The following is a 26,547-nucleotide window of genomic DNA, read 5'->3' as shown; positions in this document are numbered from 1 at the left end:
GGCGAAACCGACGAGGAAGCTGACGAAGGCGAAACCGACGAGGAAGCTGACGAAGGCGAAACCGACGAGGAAGCTGACGAAGGCGAAACCGACGAAGAATAACCGAGCGGACAACCGACCGCTCGGACTCGCTGTCGGCCGTCAGCGGGACGCGCTCACTGCCCGCCGGACCTGACCGTCAGCGCGGCCGTCTCGCCCTCGCAGGAGAAGACGAACTCGCCCGGTTCGACGCGTTCGTAGTCGCGGCCGTGGACGGCGAGTCGTTCGACCGGTACCGTCATCGACAGCGTCGCCGACTCGCCCGCCTCGATGGCCGTCTTCGCGAAGCCGACGTGTTCGCGCGCGGGCGTGACCCGCGAACTCACCACGTCCTCGACGAACAGGTCGACGGACTTCGCGCCGTCCCGGTCGCCGACGTTCTCGGCGGTCACGTCCACCTCGACAGTTCCTGCCGGACCCACGCTCTCGGCGGACAGCGAGAGGTCCGTCACCTCGAACTCGGTGTAGCTCAGGCCGTGGCCGAACGCGTACAGGGGGTCGTACGAGTCCGGGTGTTCGTCCGCGCCGATGGGCGTCGGGTGGCGGAGGTAGTTGAACCGCGTCGGGAGGTGCCCCGTCGAACGCGGGACGGAGACGGGGAGTCGCCCGCTGGGGTTGTGCCGGCCGAACAGGGTGTCGGCGACGGCCGTCCCGCCGTCCATGCCGGGGTAGTAGGCCATGAGGATGCCCGGGACGTGCTCGTCGGCCCACGGAATCGACAGCGGGCGGCCCGAAATCAGGACGAGGACCGTCGGCGTCCCCGTCGCCCGGACCGCTTCGAGGAGGTCCCGTTGCGCGTCGGGCAGGCCAAGTCGGGTTCGCGTGGGGAACTCGCCGGTGGGGCGGTTCATCCCCTGCGGGCCGAACTCGTGGATGTACCAGTCCTCGCCGAGGACGACGACGGCGGCGTCGGCGTCTTCGGCGGCCGACGCCGCGGCGTCGACGTCCACCGTCTCGGTGACGTCCGCGCCCGGTTCGTACGTCACCGACTCCTCGCCGACGACGCCGGCGATGCCCTCGCGGACGGTGACGCCGCGGAGGTCCGAGTCGTCCATGACGCTCCACCCGCCGAACTGGTGGTGCAGGTCGTCGGCGTTCGGGCCGGTGACCAGCACGTCGTCCGACTCGGAGAGGGGGAGGACGCCGTCGTTCTTCAGGAGCGTCATCGACTCGCGGGCGGCGTCCACCGAGGCGTCGCGGTGGGAGTCCCGCGAGACGACGTCGGTGACCGCCTCGGGGTCCACGTACGGGTCGTCGAACAGGCCGAGCGTCGCCTTCAGTTCGAGGACGCGGCGGACGCTCCGGTCGATGCGCGCCTCTGAGAGTTCCTCCGCGCGCACGAGTTCGACGAGCGTCTCCGCGTAGTCGGGGCCGCCGACCGAGACGAGGTCGAGACCGGCCGAGAGCGACTGCCACGCGGAGGTGCGGCGGCCGTCGGAGGTCCCGTGGTAGTCGTGGAGGTGGTCGACGCCGCCCCAGTCGGAGGTGACGACGCCGTCGAAGCCGAGTTCCTCGCGGAGGAGGGACGTGAGGAATCGCTCGGACCCGTGGACCGGTTCGCCGTCGAGGGAGTTGTAGCACGGCATCACCACGTCGACGCCCTCGTCGAGGATGCGCTCGAACGGCGGCAGGAAGTCGCGACGGAAGGTGGACTCCGAAATCTCGACCACCGAGGCGTCCTCGCCGCGGGCGGGTTGACCGTACGCCGGGAAGTGCTTGGCCGTCGCCGCGACGGTCGGTTCGTCGCCGTCGCCGCGGAGGCCCCGGGCCTCGGCGGCGGCGAGTTCGCCGCAGAGATACGGGCTCTCGCCGTACGTCTCGAAGACCCGCCCCCAGCGCTGGTCGCGGGCGACGTCGCACGTCGGCCCGTAGTTCACCGTCGCGCCCGTCGCCGCGCACTCGTGCCCCGTCACCGCGCCGCCGCGTTCGACGAGTTCGGCGTCCCGCGCCGCCGCCATGCCGAGGTTGTGCGGGAACACCGTCGTTCCGTTGAGGTACGCGTGCCCGTGGACGGCGTCCACCGGGACGTGGAGCGGAATCCCGTGGGGCGTCTCCTCGACGGCCGTTCGCTGGAGTTCGTTCGCCGTCTCGGCCGCCTGTACGGGGTCGTCGCGCGTCGAGATGCCGATACCGAACGGGGAGACGGAGCCGACGTGGTCGTCGACGACCTCCCGTTTCGCGTCTTCGAGCGTCTTCTCCTCGCCCATCTGTCCGACGTAGGTACCGACGAGTTGCCCGACCTTCTCTTCGAGCGTCATCGCGTCGAGCAGGTCGTCGACGTCGTCGGCCGACGCGGGCGGTGACGGCCCGTCGGCCCCGGAGTTCGAGCTCATATTCATCATCGTTTATCCAGTAGCGTGTTAACTACTGTGGGTGCGACGGGGCTGGCCGCCACGTGGTCCTCGTCACCCTCCGCGGAGGCTCTGCCTCCCGTTCGCCGTCTGGCACTGCTCACGAGCGGTCTCCGTCCGTATCTGACGCGTCACGACCGCGTTTCGTCCCGTTCAGATACTTAAATCTTCGCCGTCGGTGTCCGGGTCAGCGACTCGGAACGGGAGTCTATGGGTGCCTCGCGTCTCTACAGAGACGAGATGCGACGCAGACAGCCCTCCCTGCGAGACGACCCGCCACACGAGTATCGACCAGAGCCCCGCCTGCGACCGAGTGCCCCGGGACGGGCCGCCCGTCCGGGAGGTGCGCGATGAACGTCGCACCGAAGCGACTGCTCTCGTTCGTCCTCGTCGTCGCCCTCGTCACCGGTGGATTCGCCGCGGCGACCACCACCGCGACGGCGGATTCGAGCGTCCTCCTCGTCCACACCGAGGTGTCGCCGACGCAACCGACGACGGACGCCAACTTCACCGTCTCGACGGCGGTGACGAACGCCGAGGACAGCGACAGTCGGTTCGCGATAAAGCGCGTGACCGTCTTCGACGAGAACGGCGACGAGAGGCGGACGCAGTTGAACGAGACGGGAACCGAAGGCTGGGTGCCGGCCGGCGTCACGAAGACGGTGAACCACTCCGTCGGTATCGACGAGGCGGGCACGCACGAGTTGCTCGTCCGCGTCCGCCTCGTCTCGCCGACCGACGGCGTGCGAACCGTCGAGCGAACCGTCCCCGTGACGGTGCGCCAACCGCACCCGGTCCTCGGGATGCAGTTCGCCACGACCGTCGCCGGGTCGCCCACGAACGCGACCGTTCGGGTGGCGAACGGACTCGACGCGCCGGTCCGGAACGTCCGACTCAGCCTCGACCCCGAGAAGACGACGTTCCGAACGCGCAGTCACTCGTTCGCCACCGTCGGCGCGGGAGCCGAACGGAGCGTCAGTGTCGGCGTCAGCGGAGAGACGAACGGGAGCGAGACGGTCCGCGCGACGCTCTCGTACGACTACAACGGCACCCGCTACACGACGACGCAGCGACTGACCGGCGAGTTCGTCCAGCCGACCAACCCCGGCCGCGTGACGCTGACGAACCTCGACGTCGAACCGGCCGGCGACTCGCTCCGAATCCGCGGGACGGCGAGCAACCCCGGTGGGAGCAACGTGACCGGCGTGACCGTCTCCGTCCGCGACAGCGAAACCGTCCGGCCGGGGGCGAACAGTTCGGACTTCTTCGTCGGCCGCATCGGCCCGAGCGACTTCGGGACGTTCGAGACGCGGGCGACGGCCGAGGCCAACGGCACCGTCACGGTCCCGATTCACGTCTCCTACGTCGTCGACGGCGTCGAACGGGAGACGGTGCGCCGGGTGACGTACACGCAGCCCGCGAACGACGGGGAGACGGAGGACTCGTCCGGCGGACTCCCGGTCGAACTGCTGGGTGGCGCCGCCCTGGTGCTCGTGGGCGGCGCCGTCGTCTGGAGGGTCCGCGGTGGGACGTAGCGACGCCCGGGTCAAGCGCTCGGACGCCGACGCGTCCCCGGCACCCATCATCGAGGCGACGGACGTGGTGAAGGAGTACCAGACCGGCGACGAGACGCTCAGAGCCCTCGACGGCGTCGACGTCGCCATCCGCCCCGGCGAGTTCGTCGCCGTCGTCGGCCCGTCCGGGTCGGGGAAGTCCACGCTGTTGAACGTGCTCGGCCTGCTCGACGTGCCGACGGCGGGTCACGTCGAACTCGACGACCGGACCCTCTCGGAACTCTCGATACGGGAGCGAACGCGGATGCGTCGGCGGACCGTCGGCTTCGTCTTCCAGTCGTTCCACCTCGTGCCGACGCTGACGGCGACGGAGAACGTCATGGCGCCGCGACTGGTCGGCGGCGAGTCCGACGGCGCGTACGACCGCGCCACGTCGCTCCTGCGCTCGGTCGGACTCGGCGACCGACTCGACCACTACCCGACCGAACTGTCGGGCGGACAGCGACAGCGAGTCGCCGTCGCCCGTGCGCTGGTGAACCGGCCGCGGTTGCTGTTGGCCGACGAGCCGACGGGCAACCTCGACCGGGAGACGGGCCAGCAGGTGCTGTCCGAGTTCGAGGGCATCGCCGGCGACGGCGTCGGCATCGTCGCCGTGACGCACGACGAGCAGGTGACCGAGTTCGCAGACCGTGTCGTCACGCTGACCGACGGCCGAATCGAATCGGGAGGCGACTGATGCGCGGCAGTCGGGCGAAGACGCGGCTGCTGGAACTGTTCCCGGTGACGATGCTGTCGTGGCGGAACCTCACCCGCACGCGGACCCGGACGGCCCTCGCCACGCTGGGTATCGTCGTCGGCGTCGTCGCCATCGCGTCCCTCGGCGTCACCGGCGTCGCGTTCGAGCGGTCGCAGGTGGACAGCTTCGACCGCATCGGCAGCACCGTCCTCGTCGAACCCGGAGAGGACATGGCGACGAACGCGCTCGATTCCGACGACCTGCGACGGGTGCAGAGCGCGACGGAACACGACGTGTACGCCATGAAGAGCACGGAGGCGCGGGTGTCGTACTTACAGACGACCACGCGGGCGGAACTGAAGTCGGTGAACGACGTGCGAGAGCAGGTCACCGTCGCGTCGGGGCGCATCCCTCTGGACTGGCGCGACGGCGTCCTCGTCGGCGCGGACGTGGCCGACGAACTCGACGTCGCCGCGGGCGACGCCGTCTCCGTCGGCGGCGAGCGGTACCGGATACTCGCCGTCCTCGCGGAGAACGAGGGGAACCGCGTGTTCGGCACCGACGGCGCCGTCGTCGTGCCGGAGGCACAGCACCCGAGCGACGGCTACCAGGGCCTCTTCGTGGAGACGGAGGGCTTCGACGCCGCGTTCGAGGAGCGTGACCGCCTCGACGAGGCGCTCAACTACCAGACCGAGCGGTACGAGGTGACCGACTTCGAGGACCAGGTGGCGCGGGCGCTCCAGACGCTCTCGCAGATAAACGTCTTCATCGTCGGCATCGGCGCCGTCTCGCTGTTCGTGGCGAGCGTCAGCATCATGAACGTGATGCTGATGTCCACCATCGAACGACGCGGCGAGATAGGCGTCTTCCGCGCCGTCGGCTACCAGCGACTGGACGTGCTTCGGATGATGCTCGCCGAGTCGCTGCTCATCGGCCTCGTCGGGTCCGTCGTCGGCGTCGCCCTGAGCGTCGGGGTCGGACTCGTCGTCAACGACGCCCTCCTCGGCGACCCGACGGCGTTCACCGGCCAGAGCCTCGCCTACTTCGGGTTCGGCTTCCTGTTCGGCGTCGCCGCGAGCGTCGTCTCCGGCCTGTACCCGGCGTGGCGCGCGGCGAGCGACCCACCGGTCGAGTCGCTCCGCGGGTGAACGTGCCGAGGCGGCGGGGTATTAAGCCGCTCTGCGCCCCACGGTCGGCGTATGTCCGACTCCGCACCGAACGGGTCGGGTGACCCGGACGCCGCCTTCGCGGCGGTGTCGGACCCGACGCGAGTCGCCATCCTCCGCGCCCTCGCCGCTCACACCCGCGAGACGGGCGAGACGACGGCCGGTTTCGCGGCGTTGCGAAAGCGCGCCGGCGTCGAGGACCCCGGCCGGTTCCGCTACCACCTGAACACGCTGGTCGGTCGCTTCGTGGAACGGACCGAGGACGGCTATCGCCTCTCGCACGCCGGCAGCGAAATCGTCGCCGCCATCCTCGCCGGGCGGTACACCGACCACGAACGGCTGGGGCCCACGACGGTGGACGGCGCGTGCAACGTCTGCGGCGCCGCCGCCACCGGCGTCTACGAGGACGGCCGACTCGACGTGACCTGCGAGAACGACCACCCCCTGCTCCGGTGGTCGATTCCGCCGAACGCGGCGGCCGACGCCACCGTCTCCGAACTCGCCACGCTGGCGACGGGTCTGATTCGCCACGCCATCGACCTGTCGCTACAGGGCGTCTGCGTGGAGTGTTACGGGACGATGACGACCCGTATCGAGGCCGTACCGACCGAGGCGGACGACGGACCCGGTGCCGACGGCGGCGACGAGGGCGAGGCCGGGGACGGGGCAGACGGCCGCACGTCGCGGCCGACGCCCCTCTTCCGGGCCGACTGCGAGACGTGTACCGCCTCGCTGGTCGGGCCGGCGTGGTTCGCCCTCACCGTCCACCCGACGGTGGACGCGTTCTACCACGACCACGGCCGACCGGTGCGCGACTCGCTGCTGTGGGAGTTGGGCCACGTCGAGTACGAGACGACCCGGGCCGACGACGGGGCCGTCGTCGTCACCGTCGGACTCGACGACGAACGCCTGCACGTGACGCTGTCCGACGCGGGCGAAGTCGTGGAGACGGCAGTCGAGTCGGCGTGACGGGGTCGGACGGGCGCGTTCTGCGAGGGGCGGTCGGGGACCTATCCGGACTGGAAAATCCGCGACCGGTACTCCGACTCGGTGATGTCGCCGGCGGCGAACGCCGCGGCGTCCGCCCGGTCGATAGTCACCCGCGCCCGGCCGTCGCCGGTTCTGACGGTTAGTTCGAGACTGTCGGCGTCGCCGCCGTCGCCGACGTACTGGGCGTACCAGACGGCGACGGTGCTGACCTCCTCGGCCAGCGTACCCGTCGTCGTCGCGTCGGACCGGTACGAGAGTTCGAGCCCGCGGCCGTACCACCGCATCGAGCTACCGCCGTACTCTGCGGCGACGCGGCCGTGGAGTTCCGCGGCGGTCAGCGTGCCGTCGTCGTTCGGACTGACGGCTTCGACGGCGCCGAAGCGGATGCCGAGCCCGAATGGGTCCGAGACGACGAACACGCCCGCCGACGCCAGCATCGCGACGACGACGACGGACAGAACGGCGGCGGCGGCGACGGCGACGCCGGCGTTCTCGCGGAGGATGTCCACGGTGCTGGCCGCCGTGACTTCGTCGTCGAAGTCGCTCGCGCGGACCTCGACCTGTTCGAACTGCATGTTGCCGCATCGGTCGCACGGCGGGTTGTTCTTCGGCGCGCTCCGCCCGCAGTTCGTGCATATCCACTCGGTGTACCCGTACTCGTCTCGGTCGCTGCCGCTCATCGCCACGCAAGCCCGCGTCCCTGTACGTCGTTCACACGGGACCGAAGGGGTCGGAGCGTCATGTCGCTTACTCTCTCGGTCGCTCCCCCAGCGACGGTAGCTCGGTCAGATTTGTAAGAGTCTAGATAGAAATTCCGTTCGCCAAACGCTCTTTTCCGTTCCCGTCCATCGGTCGGTATGCCCTCGCACGCCGACGCCGGAGGGGACGCTCCCGCCTCGGGCCCGTCCGACGGCTCCCTCCTCGACAGAGTCCCGGACCCGACGAACCTCGCCCTGGTGGGACTGCTCGGCCTCCCGAGTCTCGTCTCGCGACGGTTCGAGTTCCTGGAGCCACTCCTCCTGTGCTTCCTGTTCGCGCTGTGGCCGTTCGTCACGATGCTCGCTCCGTCACGCGGCGAGTCGCCGGCGTCGTGGGTGAAGACGGGCGACCGGTGGAGTTCTGCGCGCTTCCTCCTGTCGATGGTACCGCTCCAGGTGAACCCGTTCGTCCAGACACAGGGCGTCCGACAACTGCTCGGCCACCTCGCCGTGGACGCCCGCTATCGGTTCTCGCTGCCCGACCCCGAGTCGTTCGAGGGGCCCGTCACCTACCGACTCCCCGTCGAGGGGGAGTGGACCGTCGTGGGCGGCGGTCACGAGAAAGCTCACTCGCACTCGTGGAGCATCCTCGGACAGCGATACGCCTACGACCTGGTCAGGACCGACGGCGAGGGGCGAACCCACGCGGGCGACGGGACGGACCGAAGCGACTACTACTGCTGGGAGGAACCGGTCGTCGCACCCGCCGCCGGCGTCGTCGTCGCCGCGAGCGACGGGCACCGCGACGCCCCGCGAACCCGCGGGTGGTTGGACCTGCGGCAACGCGACATCCGCGGCAACTACGTCGTCGTCGAACACGCACCGGACGAGTACAGCGTCCTCGCGCACCTCCGCGAGGGGAGCGTCGCCGTCGAGGCGGGCGACGGCGTCGAGGCGGGGCAGCGAATCGGCCTGTGCGGGCACTCGGGCAACTCCACCGAACCGCACCTCCACTTCCACGTGCAGGACGTGCCGTCGTTCTACCGCGGGATGGGGCTGCCGGTGACGTTCGCGGACGTCGCCGTCGCCGACGGCCCGGAGGACGAACCGACCCGCGTCGAACGCGCCGCCATCCGCGCGGGGCACCGCGTCGTTCAGCGGGGGTTCGCGCCGGCACCGGCCGACGGACGCGGGAGCGAAGTCCGGCCGCGAGCGATACGCGTGGAGTGACCCGCCGAGGGAGCGTCAGGAGTGGTCGTGGCCCGTATCGGCGCCCGTCCCACCCGAGTCAGCGTCGGGAATCGGCTCGTCGGTGCCGCCGTCGCTCCGCGGTTCGGCCTCGGCGAACGTCGCGTCGGCGGCGTCCAGCGACTCGACCGACCCCTCCGCGTCGAGGACCGACGGCGCGTCGCTCTCGTCGGCGTCGACGACGTCGTCGGTCGCTGCGTCCACGGGCGTCGCCTCGACGTAGCCGTCGAACGCGGTCCGGGTCGCGTCGCCGGCGCGGTCTATCTCCTCGCGAATCTCGTCGGCGAACGCGGTGGAGTCGTACACCGACCGCACCGTCACGCTCAGGTCGCCGGTCGACCCCGCGCGGACGTGCACGCCGCCGAGGCCGAACAGCGACTCGAAGGCCGACCGCCGTTCCTCGACGGCGCGGACCTTCTCCAAGGGGACTTCGGTGCGAGCGAGCGAGACGAAGCGGTACTCCTCCAGCACCCGGCGGTTCGTCACGAGGTAAGACGTGAGCGTGTTGCGCCAGTACTCGTGGATGCCGGTCGAGAACAGGTACAACCCCGCCGCGAGGGCGAGCGTCGGGTAGACCAGCGGGTACGTCGTGAAGTACAGCAGGTCCAGTCCGGCGGCGAGGAACGGCACGGCGGCGAACGTCTTCGCGAGTGCGCTTCGCTGCGCCGGGTCTCGCTCGTCCACTATCCACTCTCCGTCGCGCATCGTCGGCCGGTCGGGCGTGCTGGCGAACTGCACGTAGACGCCGAGAGCGACGACGAACAGGCCGAACGCCGCCAGCGGAACGCCCGCCGCCGGCGGCGCAGTCGGTTGGTTCGCCACCAGCGGATACTGCGACTGGAAGGCGAACACGTACGCGCCGACGGCGACGAACGGCGCGCCGAACACCGCACTCCAGACCGCGGGGAGGCCGCGAGTCATCGTCGCCCCTGGTACATCTGGTAGACGATTCCGAACCCCGACAGGAGGATACCGACCATCGTCAGCGACGTCTCGCCCATCGCCGCACCGCCGCAGGGGGTGAAGAATCCGCGACGACAGTCGTCGGGCCCGTCGTTCGTGGCGTCAGCGGCGTCCGACCCCGCCGTCGTCGGTGCGGGCGACGGCGTCTCGGCGGCGGTGAACGTCGGTTCCGGTCGAGGCGTCGCCTCGGGCGTCGCCGGCACCGAGACGGCCACGGGCCGGGTCGCGACGGCCTCCCGGCCGACGAAGACGCCCTGTTCCGTCTCCGCGGACGAGAGCGGAACGGCGGCGTCGGCGACGGCGTCGTACTCGACTTCGAACGCGACCGTCCGTCGTTCGCCGATGGGGACGCGCGCCCACTCGGTCGCGACGACGTTCCCGTCGACGCGGTAGCTCAGTTGGCCCTCGAAGTCGGCGGTGTCGACGTTCCGAACCGCGAGTTCGACGGTGTACGCGTCGCCGGGTCGCACGTCGTGGACCGTCTCGAACGACTCGACCGCCAGCGACGAGGCGTCCGCACTCGGGCTTCTGACGACGCGCACGGCCCCCACGTCCCGGTCGTCTCCGGCGGCGATGCCGTGGTCGTACGTCGTCTCGTTTCGAACGGGACCCGCGACGCGTTCGACGTCGGCGAGTCGAATCTCGAACGCGACCTGTCGGTCGTCGTCGCCGGCGACGGTCACCGCTCGCTCCGCGACCGTTCTGCCGGCGAACTCGTACGCGACGCGGCGGGTGATGGCCGTCTCGCTCGGGTTCCCGACCGTCGCGAGGACGACGTAGGCGTCGCCGTGAGACACCTCCGTCGGCGCGTCCACCGACTCGACGGTGAGGTCCACGTCCGGCGTCACGCGGACGCGGGCCGCGGCCCCGGCACCGGACTCGTTCCGGACGCCGTGGACGAACGTGCCCGGTTCGACCGACCCGAGGGCGGCCTCGACGTCGTCGAAGGCGACTTCGAACGTGACGGCCGTCGACTCGCCGGGTTCGAGCGTCACCGACCGAGTCGCCACCGTCTCCCCGCCGAACGAGTATCGGAGCGTCTCGGTTCCGTTCGCCGCGCCGCGGTTCGTCACCGTGGCGGTCACCGCGAGGCCGTCCCCCGCCCGAAGGCTGTCGGACGCCGCCAGTTCGGACACCGCGAACCGGGTGTCGTCCGTCCGAGTCCGCGTCTCGGTGGGACTCGACGTCGCGGTCGGCGTCTGCCGTTCGGTCGCCGTCGTCTTGGTCGCCGTCGCCGTCGTCGCTGTCTCGGTGGCCGTCCGCGCCTCGGTCACCGTTCGATTCGTCTCCGACGCCGTCTGCACCGGCGTCTCGTCGTCGGCCGTTCCGTTCGGGGCCGAATCGCTCCGGGTCGTCGTCTCGTCCGCCGCCACGGGACCGGCGGTGACCAGACACGCGGCGACGAGGAGAGCGACTGCGACCGCGGAGGACCACTCAGGGTTCCAGTTCACGTCTGAGTCATACTCGACACCCTATATAAATGTTCTGTCACTACGACAGGTCAGTACGAACTAGTTAGTTAGGTAGGAGGGGTATTCTACCGCGAGGCGGCCTCAGAAAGGTATTTCGCCACAGATTCGTCACCACAGAAGGACAACGAAGGACTGGCAGATATATTATATATCTTGAAAGTGTATATTTGGAGAACATCGTGGGAGACGGATTCGAACGAGGCAACAGTTCGACGAGCACACGCCAGTCGTCGTGCAGTTTTGCGGTCTCTGTTAGTTTTGATAGCTTTGCTCTGCGATGGCGTCGCTCGACATCGCGGGTTCCCACCGGCGCGATACGTCGACAGTCGGCGGGCGAGTCGGAGCGGTGAGAAGAGGAGAAGTTAGGCGAAGTGAGGAGGGGTGAGAAGAGGAAAAGTAAGGCGAAATGAGGAGGGGTGACTCGGTTACGCCGCCATGCTACGGCACGTCTCCGCGCAGTCGTCGAGAACCTCGGCGCAGGTCTGACAGTGGTCGGCGTCGTGACGGCGACACTCCTCGGCACACTCCTCGCAGGCGCCGGCGCAGGCCTGGGCGAGTTGGGTGCTGTAGTTCGACCCGCGCGCCATCAGGCGGGCGTGCAGCGACGCGATGTCGGCCACGTCGCGGCAGAGACGGGCGCACTCCTCCATCTCCTCGCTCCCGAGACACTCGTCGGCGCACCACTCGGTCACCTCGACGGCTTCGGTGCAGTTCTCGATGCACTCTCGCTGTTCGTCGCTCAGGCGTTCGTTCTTCGACAGGGTCTCTGACAGTGACATCGCACCTAGTACTCACGGGCGGACGTTTTTCTTCCCTTGTGGCTTCGTGTGCAAAGTGTCGGGAGAGACGGATTCGACGCGTCGAGACGGCTCGGACGGACCGGTCGGCCGGTACTGTTATCTGGACGTACCGGACTGCTCGCTCTCGGCGACGAACGAGAACGACGTTCGCGTGCGGACGAACGAAGACGGCGGTGACCGGTTCGGAAACCCAAGTTTCGCCCGGTGGAAAAGTGGATTCGATAATGGCCCTCGGCCGCGGAGTCAGTCGTCGGTCGTCTCCTGCACCGACTGGTACTCCTCGACGACCCGTTCGGTGCACGAGGAACAGCAGACGCGGTGGAGACTCTTCGGCCCGACTTCGACGCTCTCCCCCTCGCCGGTGACCGTTTTCCCGCAGATGGAACACTGGACTTCGTGGTCGTCGGTGCCGAGTTGCGGCCGCCACGCGGAGCGGAGGACGGACTCGGAGCGGTACTCCTCGACCCGTTCGTCTTCGAGCGTGTTCGAGAACAGGGCGTGCACGTCCGACGGCGACAGCACGGCCTTGGCGACGACGCGCCCCTCCACCGTCTGAAACACGTGCTCGACGCCCTCGACGGCGGTCAGTTTCGACATCACGTCGCCGGCGTCGGCTGGGTGCGTCTCCACGACGACGAGCGTCTCGTCGGCCGCCGAGAGCAGCGTGCGGTCCAACTCGACCGTGAACCGGCGGATGAGACCGATGTCACGGAGGCGTTCGACCCGGTTCGAGACGGTCGGCGCGGAGAGGTCTACCTCCTCGGCGATGCCGCGATACGACCGGCGCGCGTCGTCCAGCAACCGTTGCAGGATGACGAGATCCGTCTCGTCTAGCTGGGCCATGAGAAGGCGGTTGGCGGCGAGGCCTGTTCGGTCTTCTGGCACCCGTCGGGTCCGTCGACCGCCGTTCGGACTGCTCGCCGTCACCCCGGAACGCGGCCGCGCCCGTGCGCCGACGCCCGCGCGACGGTGACGAAACCGGCGTCCGAGGCGGTCCGCGCGGTCACCCGTCCCCCTCGCCGTCGCCGTAGAGGGGGCCTTCGTCGGCGCCGTCCACCTCGGGGTCGAACACCTCGGGGTCCTCCTCGCCGGTCACGTCGATTTCGGCGAGGTTGCCCTTCCGAGCGACCCGCGAGAGGGCGTGGTCCACCAGTTTGATGCGTTCCGGCACCGGGAGTTCCATCGTCCCGACCATCGTGCTTCCCGGCGGGACCACCTGCGTCTGGATGTGCGTGTGCGGTTCCATCGACAGCGACCCGTTCGGGAAGCACTCGGTCCAGACGTTGCCGATGGGGTGGAAGTTCGACTGGAGGTTCGGCCCGCCGGTCACCATGAACACCCGCGCCGTCTCGCCGACGTTCGCCTGCAGGGGGCCGCGGTTGGCCGCCGCGTAGGCGTACTTCTCGCCGTTGAGCAGGACGTACGTCGGGTTCTCGCTGGCCATCGCCTCGAAGTCGAAGCCGTGCTGCCCCTCGGAACCGGGCGTTCCGTCCGTGTAGAGTTCGTGCTGGCCGAAGTAGAACTCGCGGTCCACCTCGGGCAGTCCCCCCTTCGGTTCGACCAGAATCATGCCGAACATCCCCGCGGAGATGTGGTAGTCGAGGTTCGGCACGGCGCAGTGGTAGATGTACGCGCCGGGGTACGTCGCCTCGAACCGTTCGGCGTTCTCCTCGCCGGGCGCGGCGGTGGTGGCGACGGCGCCCCCGCCGGTGCCGTAGATGGCGTGCATGTCCACGTTGTGCGGCATGTCGTTCTCGGGCGGGTTCTTCAGCGTGAACGACACGGTGTCGCCCTGCCGGACGCGAATCATCGGGCCGGGAATCTGCCCGTCGAACGTCATGTAGTCGAACGTCACGCCCGGTTCTATCTCCGCCGTCACCTCGACGGCTTCGAGCGTCACCTCGTGGTGTCTGGGTTCCGACCAGTCGACCGGGTCGGGGACGTCCGTCGGGTCCGCCGCGACGCTCTCGGCCGTCGCGTTCGCCGTCGTCTGTGCTACGGTCTGCGTCGTCGTCTCTTCTCCGGCGGGCGCGTCGCCGCTACACCCGGCGACCGATGCGACGCCGCCGATTCCGAGCGCTTCCAGGACGCGTCGTCGAGTTGGTGCGAACATTGGCTTGACCTCACGAGCGAAGATAGCGAAGGCGAAACAATCAACTAGTTTGCTATTTCTACGGGACTGGAACGTGCCCGAAGGTGTTCCCGCCGGCGTATATATCCGCCTCTCGGCGACGTGCGGAGGGAACGCGGGAGGCGGTGGGACGAGACGAGAGGAGTGGGACGCCGACAGTCGACTCTCGCGTAGGCGGGTGACGGGAGGCGACGGCGGTCGAAAAACGGCGGCCGGAAGCGGGTCTCAGTCGTCGTCTTCGGTCAGCAGTCGGTCGGGAATCGTCCCCGCGGGCGGCGTCTCCTCGGGCGTCGAGACGGACCGAAGCGAGAACCGCTTGACCACCACGTCGTAGGCGAACACGAGCGTCCCGAGGATTATCATCGTGTCACCGGGGAGGCGCGCCCAGAACAGCAGTTGGACGAGTTCACCGTTGTAGAACGCCAGACTCCGGGCGGCGGCGTAACTCTGCGTGAACGCCGTCTCCAACTGCAGGAAGCCGACGGGCAGGACGCTCACGAACACCATGACGGCGAGGCCGACGTTCCACAGCCAGAACGCCCACCGCAGTCGTCGCTCGGTCCACTGGGCGGGTTTCGACGAGATTCGGAGCATGTACGTCGCCATCCCGAGGGCGAGGAACCCGAACGCGCCGAACATCGCGGCGTGGGCGTGCCCCACCGTGAGGTACGTCCCGTGTTCGTAGTAGTTGACGAGGGGGAGGTTGATGAAGAAGCCGAGGACGCCGGCGCCGACGAAGTTCCAGAAGCCGCTGGCGATGATGAACATGAACGGGAGCGTGTAGGGGAAGCCCTCCTCGCCCGTGGCCAGCGCGCGGTACTGCCCCATCGCCTCGAACAGGATGAGGACGAGGGGGATGAGTTCGAGCGTCGAGAACACCGACCCGAACGGAATCCACACGTCGGGCTGACCGACCCACCAGTAGTGGTGCGCCGCGCCGATGACGCCCGACCCCATCACGAACAGGGCCTGAAACGCCACCGCCTTCTCGGCGGAGCGTTTCTTCAGTAACCCCATGCTGACGAGGGTGAGACCGACGATGGCGACGATGAAGAACTCGAAGGCTCCCTCGACCCACATGTGGACGACCCACCAGCGCCAGAACTCCGTCATCACGATGTTCGTCCGCGGCGTGTAGAGCATCCCGGCGGTGAACAGGAGGCCGATGGACCCCCCGGCGTAGACGATGAGGTGGGCCAGTCCGTAGCTGGACTCCCGCCTCAGGAGGGGTCTGAAGCCGCGCCAGACCAGCGCCGTCCACAGCACGAAGCCGACGAGGAGTCCGACCTGCCAGAGTCGGCCGACTTCGAGGTACTCCAGGCCCTCGTTACCGAGAATCCACCAGAGCGCGCCGTCGATGTAGCCCTGCGCGCCGAGCCAGACGCCGCCGAGTCCACCGACGGTGGCGACGACGAGTGCGCCGAGGAGCAGGTGGATGTACGTCTTCTGTCGCGGCGGTTCGTAGTTCGTCAGCAGGGGCGGCAGGAACAGGCCCGCGCCCAGCCACAGCGACGCTATCCAGAGGATGCCGAGGTCCAGGTGGAACGTCTTCGCCAGCGAGAACGGCAGGACCGAGAGGAGTTCGACGCCGAACACTTCACTGACGCCGAAGAAAGCCTCGCGTTCGACGTAGTAGTGTGCGAGCAGTCCCCCGAGTAACACCTGTACGGCAAACAGCGCTCCCGCGAGGGGGACGAAGCGCGTCGCCGCGCGCTGACTGGGCGACAGGGAGATTTCGTCCGGCGGCGGCACCTCGATGCTCCGAATCTCCGGTTCGGGGAGTTCGACGGAGTTGTACAGCCAGACGCCGATGCCCACCGCGGCGACCAGAAGCACCATGCTGAGGACGCTCCACGTCATCGTCGCCCCCGTCGGCGCGTTCCCGGCGGCGGGTTCGTACGGCCACTCGTTCGTGAAACTGTGGTCGCTGCCGGGCCGGTCGGTGTGCGACATCCACGCGGTCCACATCGCGAAGTCCGCGAAGCGGCGGGCGTCAGACGCCGAGTCGACGTAGTTCGCCGGCAGGCCGCGCTCCTTCGCCCCCTCGTGGTATCGCTCGACGTACACCTCGCGAACCTGCTCGTGGGCGTACACCTCCGCCGGCGAGTACCGGACGGTCTGCGCGCCGGGAGTCAGCGGTTCGTCCACGTCGTCGCGGACGACGCTGTCGACGCTGGCCTGCTCGGCGTCGGCGAGTTCGTCGTACGGTCGGTCGTACCGTTCCTGCGCGTAGTACGCGCGCATGAACTGGACCTTCAAATCCAGTGCGTCGGCGGTGTAGTCGACGCCGTAGTAGGCCCCGTTGCCGAGGATGGAGCCGTGGTTCATCAGGCCGTTCTGCTGGAAGACTATCTTTCCGCGCTGTACCTGCGACTGCGTGACCACCGCGTCGCCGTCGGGACCGACGACTTCCTTCGGGATGGGCGGCACGTTCTGCGAGGAGTGGTACGCGCCGATACCCATCACCACGAGGTTGACGACGAACACGGCGACGAGCGCTTTCGCTATCGTTCGACGGCTGATTCTCATACCAGTTCGACGATAGTGACGGCCCCGACGTGTATCGTCAGGGACGTTCCCAGCCGTCGAATCGGCCACCGAACATGTTCAGAGCCGGATAGTTCCGGCGACCGGGGGCGGGCTTCGGCCGCACTTCAGGTCTCCTCTCCCACCTCCGACCACAGTTCCGACAGGCGTTCCGCGGGCGTCTGCTCACGGCGTTCGACGGTCGCCTCGAGCGAGCAGTCGTCGCCCAGCGAGAGTCGGACGCCCTCGAAGGCGAGGACGTACCGCTTCGTGTGTCTGCCGTCGGCGCGCAGTTGGACCTGTTCTTCGAGGAGCGACGCCTCGGTGAGCAGTTCGAGCTTTCGGTACGTGGTCGAGAGGGGGATGTCGCAGCGTTCGGCGACGTCGTTCGCCGTCATCGCCCCGTCGATGCGTTCGATGATGGTTCGGCAGTCCGGGTCGTCGAGCGCGCCCAACACGTCCCGAATATCGGGCGCGTCGGGTGCGAACGGGTCGCGTTCCATAGATGCTGTGCGAGAGGAGTCCGCGTGGTGCGTGGTCGTGTGAGAGGTCATCTGTCCGGGCGTCTAACCGCCGTCCCGAGCGCGTCGGGACGGTTTCCGCGTCCGTCGGTCGATGCGGTCGAGCGTCGCCGAGCGCCGTCTCAGGCGCGCTGGGACTCTCTGGTCGCCTCGTCGAGGTTCTCCAGGAACTCCTTGATTATCTGCTCTTCGGCGCGGTGCAGCGTCTCGCTGCACGTGGACTTTGCCAGCCCCTCCGACTCGGCGAGTTCGGTGAGCGAACACTCCCGGGGGGTGTCGTAGTAGCCGCGTTCGGCGGCGGCGACGACCAACCGCAACTGCCGGTCGGTGAGCAACTGCTCGGGTTCGATCTGTTGGCGAATCTCGTCGACGGTGAAGGGGATGCCGAACTCCTCCAGTTGCGTCCCGAGTTCCGAGAGGCGGTGCTGGGGAGCCGTGAGTTCCCACTCCGCCTGCCCGTCCTCGATGGTGAACGGCATCGTCAGCGGGACGCCCGAGTCCTGCACCGGCAGGAGGAGCAACGGCATCGTCGTCTCGAACTGCAGGAGGACCGTGTTGCCGTACTGCTGGAGAATCTCCAGTTCGACCACGGAGTCGCTGTCCTGAACGTCGGCGACGACGGACTGTAACTCCTCGGCGGTTATCTCGGCGAGGCCCACGCCCGCGTCGTCGCCGGTGAGGGCGGACAGGATACGGACCGTCGCCTGCGGGTGCGCGCGCGTGACGTCGCCGATCCAGACGCCGTCGGGAATCGTCAGCGTGAGGTGTGCTCGTGGCATCGGTCTCGGTCGAATATATTCGGGTTCCCCACCAATCAGTGTTCCCGAACATGTTCGGATAGGCCGAGATTCGACGCGGACGAACACTATCGGCACAAAGGGTATCCCGAACTGCGCGCAACGAACGGGCATGAGTTCGGAGACGTCGGACGCGGAGACCCGCGAACTGGACGTGCGAGAGACCGACGGCGAACCGTTCGGCGACATCGTGGCCGCACTCGACGCCCTCGGCGACTGCGAGCGGTTGGTGCTGGTCAACGGGTTCGAGCCCGTGCCCCTGTACGACGTGCTCGAACGGAGAGGGTTCGCGTACGAGGCGTCGCAAACGGGTCCCGAGGAGTGGCGTGTGGAGATAACGCACGCGTGACCGGGCGACGCGTGCGTCCCGGTTCCGGGGTCCGCGATTCGGGCCGGACTACTCGCGCCAGACGACAGTCACGACGCAGTCGTCTGTCTCGACCGTCTCGAACGCGTAGCCGCGGTCGGTCAGTTTCGGGTACAGGTGCTGGGGAGCGCGGTCGTTCAGTTGGACGAGGACCGCGTCGTCGTCCAGTTCCGCGACCCGTTCGAGCGTCTCGCTGAGCGGTTTCGGCGGCGGGAGGTCCCGCACGTCGAGCGTCTCCGTCGGTCGGCCGGTCGGTGCGTCCGTCTCCGCGACGACGCTGGGTCGGTCGTCCATGGTGTCAGTTCGACCGGCCGACACACAGTCGCTTGTCCCGAACACGTTCGGGGGAACGCCCGAGAGGGAGAGGGGGGAACTCACGGACGTGATGAACTCCGAGGAAGTTTCGGTAAATCGGCGGACCGTCCTTCGAGCGACCGGTGCGGCCATCGGCGGGGCGGCGCTGGCCGGGTGTACGGGGAGTGCGACCGACACCACCGACTCGCCGGACGGTGAATCGGGCGGCGAGAGCGGTGGTGAGACCGCTGAGACGGACGGTGGAAGCGACGAGACTGGCGGCGAATCGGGCGACGGGTCGTCGCCGGAGTTCGACGGGTGGCTTTCGGACGTCGGGAACTACGACGGCGTCACCGACGCGACCGGCGAGGACAGCGTGACCGTCCGCGTCGGCACCGAAGCCAACGGCGGCGCGTACGGGTTCGGTCCGGCCGCGGTCCGCGTCGACGCCGGAACGACCGTCGTCTGGGAGTGGACCGGCGACGGTGGCACCCACAACGTCGTCGCCGAGGGCGGCGCGTTCGAGAGCGAGATGGTCGGCGAGGAGGGGTACACGTTCGAACGCGCGTTCGAGAGCGCCGGGACGTACGAGTACGCCTGCACGCCGCACGAGGCGATGGGGATGAAGGGCGTCGTCGTCGTCGAGTAACCCGAGCGGTCTCTCTTTTCCGGGTCGGTTCGGTCGGGACCGGGACGCACCGGTCGCGCGGGTCCGCGACTCGCGGAGACCCGCGAGGGCCGATACCGCCGTCTCCGGCCGAATCGTGCGAATCGGTGGCGCTCCTCAGCGCGAACGGCGTATAAACCCCACCCGAACGTGTTCGCGCACCTTCTCGTGCGTCAGGAACCGCCCCGACCCGCTATCTTTCAACTGTGGGTAGACTCAGGTGTCCATGAGAGACCGCATCGGTGCTCCCGGAACGGGCATCTCCCGACGAGAGTTCCTCGCCGCCACCGGCGGCGTCGGAACGGCAGCGATCGCGGGGTGTCAGGCCCCGACGAGTCAGGCCAGCGCGAAGACCGAGCAGTCGTCGACGACGGCGGCGTCGCAGACGGCGTCGCTCCCGACGACCAGTCCGCCGGAAGTCGTCGACGTGGACGAACAGGGCGGAGCGGTGACGCTGAAGACGCAACCGGCCGTCCACGAGGCGCATCCGCTCGACTCGATGGGCGGCCCCGTCCGTCTGCCGCGCGTCTGGGCGTTCCAGGCCGACGACCGGGACCCCTCCGTCCCCGGACCGGTCATCCGGACCACCGAGGGCGAGGAGATGGAGGTGACGCTGGACAACACGGCGGGCAAGCGCCCGCACACGGTCCACTTCCACGGCGTCCAGAAGGCGTGGAAGGACGACGGCGTGCCGACGACGACGGGCATCACCGTCTCGCCCGGCGAGTCGCACACCTACACCATCCCGGCGAACGTGCCGGGCACCCACCTGTACCACTGTCACTTCCAGACGCACCGCCACATCGACATGGGGATGTACGGCATCTTCCGGGTGGACCCGAAGGGGTACAAACCGGCCGACAGGGAGTACTTCATGACGGTGAAAGACTGGGACTCGCGGCTCAACCGCTCGATGGCGGGCGAGGACGTCTCCTACACGCCGCGCGGCCGCGACCCCGACGTGTTCACCGTCAACGGGAAGGTTGCGCCGCGGACCCTGCACCCCGAGGACGGGTCGCCCGTCGTGGTCGAACGCGGCGACTCGGTCCGACTTCACTTCGTCAACGGCGGCTACATGAGCCACCCGTTGCACATCCACAACCACCGCTTCCAGCGCGTGGAGAAGGACGGCGGGACGGTGCCGGAGGCGGCCCGTCACGAGATGGACGTGACGAACGTCGCCCCGGCGGAACGGCACACCGTCGAGTTCACCGCCGACGCCGACCCGGGCATCTACCTCATGCACTGTCACAAGGTGAGCCACGTCATGAACGGGAACTTCTACCCCGGCGGGATGCTGTCGGGCGTCGTCTACAAGGAGGCGATGGACACGGACATCTTCGACCAGTTGATGCAGTACGCGGGCTACGGGCAGTGACCACCAGACAGGACGATGACGACACCGAACACCCCGAACGTCAGTCGAAGAACAGTCCTCCGCGGTGCCGCGACGGCCGCCATCGCCGCGAGTGCCGCGGGAACCGCCGGAACCGCCGCCGCGCAGTCGGCCGCCGCCGACTACGGCGGGTGGTTGGATAACACCAGCAACTACGACGGAACCGCGGACCGGACCGGCGAGGAGTCGGTGACGATAACCGTCGGCGCGGCGGGTAACAACGGTAACTTCGCGTTCGGTCCGGCCGCGGTCAGAGTCGACCCCGGAACCACCGTCGTCTGGGAGTGGAACGGCAAGGGCGGCGCGCACAACGTCGTCGCCGAGGACGGAGCGTTCGAGAGCGAGATGGTCGGCGAGAAGGGGTACACCTTCGAACAGACGTTCGACAGCGCAGGCGTCCACCGGTACGTCTGCGTCCCGCACGAGGCGATGGGGATGCGGGGCGCAGTCGTCGTCGGTGCGGCGGGCGAGGGCGGCGGCGACGGCCGGGACGACGTAGTGGCCAACGCGCTGAGCGTCGGGGGCGGCGTGGGACTCGTCGGCGCACTGCTCGCAATCTTCGCCGTGGAGTCGCGGAACAACGCGAGAGAGCGGCGAGACGGCTCGAACCGATGAACCGTCGCGGGCGGTGACGCCGTCACGGACTGCCGCCCGCGGTGGCCGACGGCGTCAGCGCGGGTGACTCGTCGGTGGCGTCACGAGGAGGGGACGGGGTGCGCTCGTTTTCGCGGCCGCGTTCGGGAAGGTGACGAACCGCTCGGAGCGACGCCGCTCACTCCGCGGCGTCCGTCGCCGCCTCGTCGTCGCCGTCGCGAAGTCCGAGAGCCTCCGAGAGGCGACTGGGGAGGAGCGCCTCGGGACTGTGCCGGCGAATCACCGACGCCACGTTGACGACGAAAGTGACGACGCCGACGAGCCAGAGCGACCCGCCGAGGAGAGTCGGTGCCGACCCCAGCGAGAGCGCCTCCGTGGCGACGAGGAGCGCGGTACCCGAGAGAATCGCGACGAAGTCGACGCGGGCGAGTCGCCCGTCGTAGAGGTCGTCTATCATCGGCACGTCGGCGAGCCCCAGCAGGTCGCTGTAGCGGTCGACCCAGACGATGAACGGGACGACGTGGTAGAGCGTCCCGAGGACGACGAAGCCGACGACGCCGAACAGGAGGAGCGAGGCGGCCGACGGCGCGCCGAACAGCGCGGACGGCGCGGTGGGGTCGGCCAGCCACGCGGGCGTCGTCAGAACCGCCCACGAGAGCATCGCGACTGCGGCGACGGCGTACCGACGCAGCATGGGGTTCCACTCGACGGTCGATTCGACGAGGCGGCGCGCGAGGACGACGCCGAACGCGAACAGGCCCGCGACGACGAGCAGTCCGCCGACGCGGGCGACGGCCGGAGTCCCGAACAGACGGCCCCCGGCGAGGACGACGACGCCGAGCGGGTAGCCCACCGCTTCGACCCGTTTGAGCGGCGCGTCGACCCCGTGGAGCTCCGACTGCGTGAACATGGTCCCGAGTTGGTACAGCGCCCCGAACACCGTCGTCAGGACGACGCCGAACACCGCCAGCGTCGCGTGGGCGGTCCGGAGCCCGCTCCGGTCGAACGGCAGGCCGTCCAGTACCGGTCGCGTGTAGCCCACCGCGAGGAGCAGGCCGAACGTCGTGACGACGAGGAAGAAACCGAGCGCGACGGCGAAGTGTCGCTCCGTCACGTCCCACGGCCGGGTACCGAAGAGGGTTCGGCCGACGTTGTACGCGAGCGTCCAGAACCCCGCGAGCAGCAGTCCGCCGAAGACCGGCAGCACGTCGTACAGGCCGAAGAGGAGGCCGACGACGAAACCGACCAGCCCCGCCGTCAGGAGCCAGAGTTGGAGTCGCGCCAGTCGCTCGGAGTGCAGCGTCGTCCCCGACCAGACGGGGACGAACTGCGTCATCGCGCCCGCGATGGTGACGCACACCCACCCGGCCAGGAGGAGGTGTCGGTGCGCCAGCGACGCTTGTCCCGGAACGGCACCGAGGGGGTCGAGGACGCTCACGACGGCAGCGGCGAGGAGGAACCCGAGCCCCACGACGAAGTGCCGGAGGGGGACGGTCATCGGCGGCTGTTTGTCCGTCTCGACGTCCGCCGGAATCACGCTCATAGTGGAGACGACGGGCTCCCCCGCCATCCCGCTACGTGCGAACGTGTTCGGCTCTGTCCGTCGCGTCGGGGCGCACGCTCGCCTGCCGAACAGGTTCGGGAGAAACGTCACCCCCCTCGGACGCCAAGCGCTCGACGCATGGCAGCCACCACACTCGACTTGCGCGACGTCCCGCCGCCGGAACGGCACCCGAAGATTCACGACGCGTTCGCGTCGCTCGACTCCGGCGAGTCGCTAGAGCTGGTCAACGACCACGACCCGAAACCGCTGTTCTACGAGATGCAGGCAGAAGTGGAGTCGTTCGACGCCGACGGCTACGAGGTGGAGCGTCGCGGTCCGACCGAGTTCGTCGCCACCCTCCCGAAGCGATAGCGTCGGGCGGCCGCGACGAACGTGTTCGGCTCCACACCTACCGGACGACGGGACGAAGGGACTGACATGGTCGGATTTCCATCGCTCGGCGGCCGCGGCGGCGACGACGCGTTCGACGAGTACGGCGAGTTCGTCCCCGAACACCTGCCCGAACCGGGACCGTTCCTCGACGGCCACGAGGTACTGACCGGCGAGTCGCACGTCGCGTTCCACGAGACGACGCGCGGCGTCTTCGAGGAGCGGACGGTGTACGACGTGACGTTCGGCTACAACCTCGCCAAACTGAACCTCGACGCGCGCCACCCCGGGGCGGGCTACCGCTACGCCGAGCAGTCGGGCGAGAGCGACGACGGCGAGGAGGTCCTCCGCGCGGAGTTCACGCCGACGACGGAGTTCTGCCCGCAGAGCGGGACGCTCACGCTCGGGTCGTTCCGGGCGTGGAACGGACTCTCCGAGCGCCACGGCTACGACGTCGTCCGCGTTCGACTGCACCCCATGCACCACGAGTCGGCGTCGATAAACGAGCGGTTGGCGGCGCTCGAAACCGAGTACCGGGAGACGGGAGCGGTCGACGACGGCCCCGAGGAGAGCGTCGCGTCCGCGGCGCGGTCAGCGACCGAGGAGTCGGAGGGACGCGGGCCGGACGCGCCGTTCTGAGCCGCGTCGGGGCGAGCCCTTACCGCCGGAGGAACCCGAGCAGTTCGTAGTCGTGGTCGGGCGTGTACCGCCGGAACAGCAGGCTGTTCGTCAGCACCGACACCGACGAGAACGCCATCGCACCGGCCGCGAGGACGGGTTGGAGCAGTCCCAGCGACGCCAGCGGAATCATCGCCGTGTTGTAGCCGAGTGCCCAGAACAGGTTCTGCTGTATCTTCGCCAGCGTCCCCTCGGAGACGCGGATAGCCTTCACCACGTCGAGAGGGTCGTCGCGCATCAGCGTCACGTCGGCCGCCTCGATGGCGACGTCGGTTCCGCTCCCGATGGCGCACCCGACGTACGCGACGACGAGGGCGGGCGCGTCGTTGACGCCGTCGCCGACCATCATCGCGCGCCGGCCGTCGGACTGGATGTCCTCGACGGCGTCGGACTTGTCCTCGGGGAGGACCTCCGCGCGCACGTTCTCGGGGTCGATGCCGACCTGTTCGGCGACGGCGCGGGCGGTCCGGGCGTTGTCGCCGGTTATCATCATCACGTCGGTGCCGCGTTCGCGGAGTTCCGCGACGGCGTCCGCCGCGCTCTCTTTGACCGTGTCCGCGTCGGCGACGACGCCGAGGAGTTCGCCCTCGCCGTCGCTCACGCGGGCCACAAGCATCGCCGTCTTCCCCTCGTTCTCCAGTCGTTCCATCGTCTCTGCGGCCGGGTCGGGGTCGATGCCCTCGTCGCGGAGCAGTTTGCGGTTGCCGACCAGCACCTCGGTGCCCTCGACGGTGGCGCGGACGCCGTGTCCGGGCACGTTCTCGAAGTCGGTGGCGTCGGGCACGTCGATGCCGCGTTCGCGCGCGCCCTCGACGATGGCGCGAGCGAGGGGGTGTTCGCTCCCCGACTCGGCGGCGGCCGCCAGTCGGAGCACCTCGGTTTCGTCGGTCCGTTCGCGGGCGGTGACCGCCCCGCCGTCGGTGGCGGCGTCGTCCGAACGGTCGCCGCCGTCGGTGACCGCACGGCCGCCGTCGAACGCGACGACGTCGGTGAGGCTCATCTCGCCCTTCGTCAGCGTGCCCGTCTTGTCGAAGACGACGGTGTCGACGTCCTTCGCGCGTTCGAGCACGTCGCCGCCCTTGAACAGCACGCCGTTCTGCGCGCCGATGGTCGTCCCGACCATCGTCGCCGCGGGCGTCGCCAACCCGAGCGCACAGGGGCAGGCGATGAGGACCGCCGACGCGAAGACGACGACGGCGAACTCGAACGCCGAGAGGGCCGCCGGGCCGCCGCCGACGAGTCCCCAGAGGGGGAGCGTGCGGACGAACCCGGCGAGCGTCTCGGGGAACAGGTACCAGACCGTCGCCCACAGCAGGGCGTTCACGATGACCGCGGGGACGAAGTACGCCGAGATGCGGTCCGCGAGGTTCTGAATCTCGGGCTGGCGCGACTGCGCCTCCTTGACCGTCTGCACGATCTGCTGGAGGGCGGTGTCCTCGCCGACCTTCGTCGCCTCCACGACGAGGACGCCGTTCTCGTTGATGGTCGCGCCGACGACTTCGTCGCCCTCCGACTTCTCGACGGGGACGGACTCGCCGGTGACCATCGACTCGTCGACGGCGCTCTGTCCGTCGACGACGACGCCGTCGGTCGGTATCTGCTCGCCGGGGCGAACTTCCATCCGGTCGCCCACCTCGACGTCCTCGATGGGCACCTCGCGTTCGGTGCCGTCGTCGTCGACGAGGGTGGCCGTGTCCGCCTCCATCTCCAGGAGGGTCCGAAGCGCCTCGCTGGCCTGTCCCTTCGACCGGGCTTCGAGGTAGTTACCCAGCGTGATGAACACCAGTATGAGGGCGGCCGTGTCGAAGTAGAGCCCCTCGCTGGCGAGGAGGCCGAGGAGGACCACGACGGAGTAGAGGTACGCCGTCGAGGACCCCAGCGCGATGAGCACGTCCATGTTCGCCGTCCGGTTCTTCACGACCGCTTTGTACGCGTTCCGGTAGAACGGCCAGCCGAGTATCACCTGCACGGGCGTCGCGAGGGCGAACTCCACCCACCCGAACCGGACGCCGAACACCTGCTCGGGCAGGTTCCCCTCGAGGAGGAGTTTGTCCACGAGGAAGAACAGCATCGGCACCGACAGCGCCGCCCCGAACAGCGTCAGTCGGAGTTGCTTGCGAATCTCCTCCTTGCGAGCGGCGTCGCGGCGGTCCTCGGCGGACTCCTCGCTTCCGTCGTCATCGCGGACGGGCGAGTACCCCGACCCCTCGATGGCGTCGTAGAGGTCCGACAGCGACGCCTCCGCCGGGTTGTACGTCACCTGCGCTTCGTCGGTAGCGAAGTTCACGTCCGCCGAGACGACGCCCGGCGTTCCTTCGAGTGCGTCCTGCACCGTCTCCGAGCAGTTCGAGCACGACATGTCCGTGATACCGATGGTCGTCGTCTCCGCCACCGGCGAGTAGCCGGCGCTCTCGATGGCGTCGTAGACGGCCGAGAGCGTCACCCGGTCGGGGTCGTACTCGACCGTCCCCTCGTCGGTGGCGAAGTTCACGTTGGCCTCCGACACCCCGTCGAGGGCCTCGACGGTCTCGGAGACGGTCTGCGAGCAGTTCGCACAGCTCATCCCCTGAATGTCGATTCTGCTTCGTCGGTGGGTCATTGGGTGTACATACGGGTGCCCTATTCAATCGGGTTTCCCTTTCGAACGTTCAGTTTCGTGGCCGCCC

General features: G+C 68.8%; 23 protein-coding genes and 1 pseudogene. 11 read left to right on the top strand and 13 right to left on the bottom strand.

The window, feature by feature from the left end:
* Positions 1-155 precede the first annotated feature (155 nt).
* The gene (locus tag BM310_RS18165) at positions 156-2,372 is read right to left on the bottom strand and encodes a glycoside hydrolase family 3 N-terminal domain-containing protein (RefSeq protein ID WP_089810427.1); all 2,217 of its coding nucleotides are present in this window, start codon (positions 2,370-2,372) and stop codon (positions 156-158) included.
* A 368-nt stretch (positions 2,373-2,740) separates the two neighbouring features.
* On the opposite strand from BM310_RS18165, the gene BM310_RS18160 reads away from it, so the two are divergent.
* From BM310_RS18160 to BM310_RS18145, 4 genes are read left to right on the top strand one after another with little or no spacing between them, the layout of a single operon-like run.
* Positions 2,741-3,925: a COG1361 family protein gene (locus BM310_RS18160; protein WP_089810425.1), complete on the top strand. Its 1,185-nt coding sequence runs from the start codon at positions 2,741-2,743 to the stop codon at positions 3,923-3,925.
* Complete coding sequence (locus BM310_RS18155) at positions 3,915-4,640, top strand: ABC transporter ATP-binding protein (RefSeq protein WP_089810423.1); 726 nt, start codon at positions 3,915-3,917, stop codon at positions 4,638-4,640. Before BM310_RS18160 ends, BM310_RS18155 begins: the two co-directional genes overlap by 11 nt.
* Positions 4,640-5,788: an ABC transporter permease gene (locus BM310_RS18150; RefSeq protein ID WP_089810421.1), complete on the top strand. Its 1,149-nt coding sequence runs from the start codon at positions 4,640-4,642 to the stop codon at positions 5,786-5,788. The genes BM310_RS18155 and BM310_RS18150 overlap by 1 nt, the downstream gene beginning before the upstream one ends.
* A gap of 51 nt (positions 5,789-5,839) precedes the next feature.
* Positions 5,840-6,775, top strand: coding sequence for a winged helix-turn-helix domain-containing protein (locus tag BM310_RS18145; protein ID WP_089810420.1), 936 nt, complete (start codon positions 5,840-5,842; stop codon positions 6,773-6,775).
* A 41-nt stretch (positions 6,776-6,816) separates the two neighbouring features.
* Here BM310_RS18145 and BM310_RS18140 read toward each other — a convergent pair whose 3' ends face one another.
* A complete protein-coding gene (locus tag BM310_RS18140) occupies positions 6,817-7,476 on the bottom strand; it encodes a hypothetical protein (RefSeq protein WP_089810418.1) in 660 nt (219 codons plus the stop codon).
* A gap of 177 nt (positions 7,477-7,653) precedes the next feature.
* Here BM310_RS18140 and BM310_RS18135 point away from each other — a divergent pair, with 177 nt between their 5' ends.
* Positions 7,654-8,724 (top strand): M23 family metallopeptidase, encoded by a 1,071-nt coding sequence (locus tag BM310_RS18135; RefSeq protein ID WP_089810416.1) that lies wholly within the window; start codon positions 7,654-7,656, stop codon positions 8,722-8,724.
* A gap of 15 nt (positions 8,725-8,739) precedes the next feature.
* Here the strand turns inward: BM310_RS18135 and BM310_RS18130 are convergent, their stop codons facing one another.
* The 8 genes from BM310_RS18130 to BM310_RS18095 all read right to left on the bottom strand — a co-directional run bounded on the left by BM310_RS18130 (position 8,740) and on the right by BM310_RS18095 (position 17,934).
* The gene (locus tag BM310_RS18130) at positions 8,740-9,663 is read right to left on the bottom strand and encodes a PH domain-containing protein (RefSeq protein ID WP_089810414.1); all 924 of its coding nucleotides are present in this window, start codon (positions 9,661-9,663) and stop codon (positions 8,740-8,742) included.
* Positions 9,660-11,156 carry a hypothetical protein gene (locus tag BM310_RS18125; RefSeq protein WP_089810412.1) on the bottom strand — a complete coding sequence of 499 codons (1,497 nt, stop codon included), beginning with the start codon at positions 11,154-11,156 and terminating at the stop codon, positions 9,660-9,662. The genes BM310_RS18130 and BM310_RS18125 overlap by 4 nt, the downstream gene beginning before the upstream one ends.
* Before the next feature lie 446 nt (positions 11,157-11,602).
* A complete protein-coding gene (locus BM310_RS18120) occupies positions 11,603-11,956 on the bottom strand; it encodes a four-helix bundle copper-binding protein (protein ID WP_089810411.1) in 354 nt (117 codons plus the stop codon).
* A 264-nt stretch (positions 11,957-12,220) separates the two neighbouring features.
* Positions 12,221-12,820 (bottom strand): Lrp/AsnC family transcriptional regulator, encoded by a 600-nt coding sequence (locus BM310_RS18115; RefSeq protein ID WP_089810409.1) that lies wholly within the window; start codon positions 12,818-12,820, stop codon positions 12,221-12,223.
* A gap of 160 nt (positions 12,821-12,980) precedes the next feature.
* The gene (nirK, locus tag BM310_RS18110) at positions 12,981-14,090 is read right to left on the bottom strand and encodes a copper-containing nitrite reductase (protein ID WP_089810407.1); all 1,110 of its coding nucleotides are present in this window, start codon (positions 14,088-14,090) and stop codon (positions 12,981-12,983) included.
* Between the two features lie 243 nt (positions 14,091-14,333).
* On the bottom strand, positions 14,334-16,637 hold the full coding sequence (locus BM310_RS18105; protein WP_089810405.1) for a nitric-oxide reductase large subunit: 2,304 nt from the start codon (positions 16,635-16,637) through the stop codon (positions 14,334-14,336).
* 125 nt (positions 16,638-16,762) lie between these two features.
* Positions 16,763-17,137 (bottom strand): winged helix-turn-helix domain-containing protein, encoded by a 375-nt coding sequence (locus BM310_RS18100; RefSeq protein WP_089810403.1) that lies wholly within the window; start codon positions 17,135-17,137, stop codon positions 16,763-16,765.
* A 140-nt stretch (positions 17,138-17,277) separates the two neighbouring features.
* Positions 17,278-17,934 carry a helix-turn-helix domain-containing protein gene (locus BM310_RS18095; RefSeq protein ID WP_089810401.1) on the bottom strand — a complete coding sequence of 219 codons (657 nt, stop codon included), beginning with the start codon at positions 17,932-17,934 and terminating at the stop codon, positions 17,278-17,280.
* Positions 17,935-18,064: 130 nt separating this feature from the next.
* On the opposite strand from BM310_RS18095, the gene BM310_RS18090 reads away from it, so the two are divergent.
* Complete coding sequence (locus BM310_RS18090; RefSeq protein WP_089810400.1) at positions 18,065-18,301, top strand: DUF2249 domain-containing protein; 237 nt, start codon at positions 18,065-18,067, stop codon at positions 18,299-18,301.
* 48 nt (positions 18,302-18,349) lie between these two features.
* Here BM310_RS18090 and BM310_RS18085 read toward each other — a convergent pair whose 3' ends face one another.
* Positions 18,350-18,613, bottom strand: a complete 264-nt coding sequence (locus BM310_RS18085; protein WP_089810398.1) for a DUF2249 domain-containing protein — start codon at positions 18,611-18,613, stop codon at positions 18,350-18,352.
* A 91-nt stretch (positions 18,614-18,704) separates the two neighbouring features.
* Here BM310_RS18085 and BM310_RS18080 point away from each other — a divergent pair, with 91 nt between their 5' ends.
* From BM310_RS18080 to BM310_RS18070, 3 genes and pseudogenes are all read left to right on the top strand, one after another.
* Positions 18,705-19,262, top strand: a complete 558-nt coding sequence (locus tag BM310_RS18080) for a halocyanin domain-containing protein (protein ID WP_089810459.1) — start codon at positions 18,705-18,707, stop codon at positions 19,260-19,262.
* A 244-nt stretch (positions 19,263-19,506) separates the two neighbouring features.
* Complete coding sequence (locus BM310_RS18075) at positions 19,507-20,658, top strand: multicopper oxidase domain-containing protein (RefSeq protein WP_089810396.1); 1,152 nt, start codon at positions 19,507-19,509, stop codon at positions 20,656-20,658.
* Positions 20,659-20,673: 15 nt separating this feature from the next.
* Positions 20,674-21,153: pseudogene (locus tag BM310_RS18070) on the top strand (halocyanin domain-containing protein); the annotation flags it as partial.
* A gap of 295 nt (positions 21,154-21,448) precedes the next feature.
* Here the strand turns inward: BM310_RS18070 and BM310_RS18065 are convergent.
* On the bottom strand, positions 21,449-22,813 hold the full coding sequence (locus BM310_RS18065; protein ID WP_089810392.1) for a heme-copper oxidase family protein: 1,365 nt from the start codon (positions 22,811-22,813) through the stop codon (positions 21,449-21,451).
* Between the two features lie 138 nt (positions 22,814-22,951).
* Between BM310_RS18065 and BM310_RS18060 the strand changes: the two genes are divergently transcribed.
* Positions 22,952-23,185, top strand: coding sequence for a DUF2249 domain-containing protein (locus BM310_RS18060; protein WP_089810390.1), 234 nt, complete (start codon positions 22,952-22,954; stop codon positions 23,183-23,185).
* A 66-nt stretch (positions 23,186-23,251) separates the two neighbouring features.
* A complete protein-coding gene (locus tag BM310_RS18055) occupies positions 23,252-23,842 on the top strand; it encodes a hypothetical protein (protein ID WP_089810388.1) in 591 nt (196 codons plus the stop codon).
* Between the two features lie 19 nt (positions 23,843-23,861).
* Here the strand turns inward: BM310_RS18055 and BM310_RS18050 are convergent, their stop codons facing one another.
* Positions 23,862-26,480 (bottom strand): heavy metal translocating P-type ATPase, encoded by a 2,619-nt coding sequence (locus BM310_RS18050; protein ID WP_089810386.1) that lies wholly within the window; start codon positions 26,478-26,480, stop codon positions 23,862-23,864.
* Positions 26,481-26,547 lie beyond the last annotated feature (67 nt).

Source organism: Halogeometricum rufum, from assembly GCF_900112175.1.
GTDB lineage: Archaea > Halobacteriota > Halobacteria > Halobacteriales > Haloferacaceae > Halogeometricum > Halogeometricum rufum.
This window is presented reverse-complemented; position numbering and strand designations above follow the sequence as displayed.

Bases quoted from the DNA above. Each gene is read 5' to 3' on its own strand.
- BM310_RS18095 (WP_089810401.1), bottom strand. From the start codon at position 17,934: ATGCCACGAGCACACCTCACGCTGACGATTCCCGACGGCGTCTGGATC.
- BM310_RS18150 (WP_089810421.1), top strand. From the start codon at position 4,640: ATGCGCGGCAGTCGGGCGAAGACGCGGCTGCTGGAACTGTTCCCGGTG.
- BM310_RS18130 (WP_089810414.1), bottom strand. From the start codon at position 9,663: ATGACTCGCGGCCTCCCCGCGGTCTGGAGTGCGGTGTTCGGCGCGCCG.
- BM310_RS18145 (WP_089810420.1), top strand. From the start codon at position 5,840: ATGTCCGACTCCGCACCGAACGGGTCGGGTGACCCGGACGCCGCCTTC.
- BM310_RS18075 (WP_089810396.1), top strand. From the start codon at position 19,507: ATGAGAGACCGCATCGGTGCTCCCGGAACGGGCATCTCCCGACGAGAG.
- BM310_RS18060 (WP_089810390.1), top strand. From the start codon at position 22,952: ATGGCAGCCACCACACTCGACTTGCGCGACGTCCCGCCGCCGGAACGG.
- BM310_RS18105 (WP_089810405.1), bottom strand. From the start codon at position 16,637: ATGAGAATCAGCCGTCGAACGATAGCGAAAGCGCTCGTCGCCGTGTTC.
- nirK (WP_089810407.1), bottom strand. From the start codon at position 14,090: ATGTTCGCACCAACTCGACGACGCGTCCTGGAAGCGCTCGGAATCGGC.
- BM310_RS18080 (WP_089810459.1), top strand. From the start codon at position 18,705: ATGAACTCCGAGGAAGTTTCGGTAAATCGGCGGACCGTCCTTCGAGCG.
- BM310_RS18135 (WP_089810416.1), top strand. From the start codon at position 7,654: ATGCCCTCGCACGCCGACGCCGGAGGGGACGCTCCCGCCTCGGGCCCG.
- BM310_RS18090 (WP_089810400.1), top strand. From the start codon at position 18,065: ATGAGTTCGGAGACGTCGGACGCGGAGACCCGCGAACTGGACGTGCGA.
- BM310_RS18100 (WP_089810403.1), bottom strand. From the start codon at position 17,137: ATGGAACGCGACCCGTTCGCACCCGACGCGCCCGATATTCGGGACGTG.
- BM310_RS18050 (WP_089810386.1), bottom strand. From the start codon at position 26,480: ATGACCCACCGACGAAGCAGAATCGACATTCAGGGGATGAGCTGTGCG.
- BM310_RS18115 (WP_089810409.1), bottom strand. From the start codon at position 12,820: ATGGCCCAGCTAGACGAGACGGATCTCGTCATCCTGCAACGGTTGCTG.
- BM310_RS18065 (WP_089810392.1), bottom strand. From the start codon at position 22,813: ATGAGCGTGATTCCGGCGGACGTCGAGACGGACAAACAGCCGCCGATG.
- BM310_RS18140 (WP_089810418.1), bottom strand. From the start codon at position 7,476: ATGAGCGGCAGCGACCGAGACGAGTACGGGTACACCGAGTGGATATGC.
- BM310_RS18165 (WP_089810427.1), bottom strand. From the start codon at position 2,372: ATGAGCTCGAACTCCGGGGCCGACGGGCCGTCACCGCCCGCGTCGGCC.
- BM310_RS18120 (WP_089810411.1), bottom strand. From the start codon at position 11,956: ATGTCACTGTCAGAGACCCTGTCGAAGAACGAACGCCTGAGCGACGAA.
- BM310_RS18160 (WP_089810425.1), top strand. From the start codon at position 2,741: ATGAACGTCGCACCGAAGCGACTGCTCTCGTTCGTCCTCGTCGTCGCC.
- BM310_RS18085 (WP_089810398.1), bottom strand. From the start codon at position 18,613: ATGGACGACCGACCCAGCGTCGTCGCGGAGACGGACGCACCGACCGGC.
- BM310_RS18055 (WP_089810388.1), top strand. From the start codon at position 23,252: ATGGTCGGATTTCCATCGCTCGGCGGCCGCGGCGGCGACGACGCGTTC.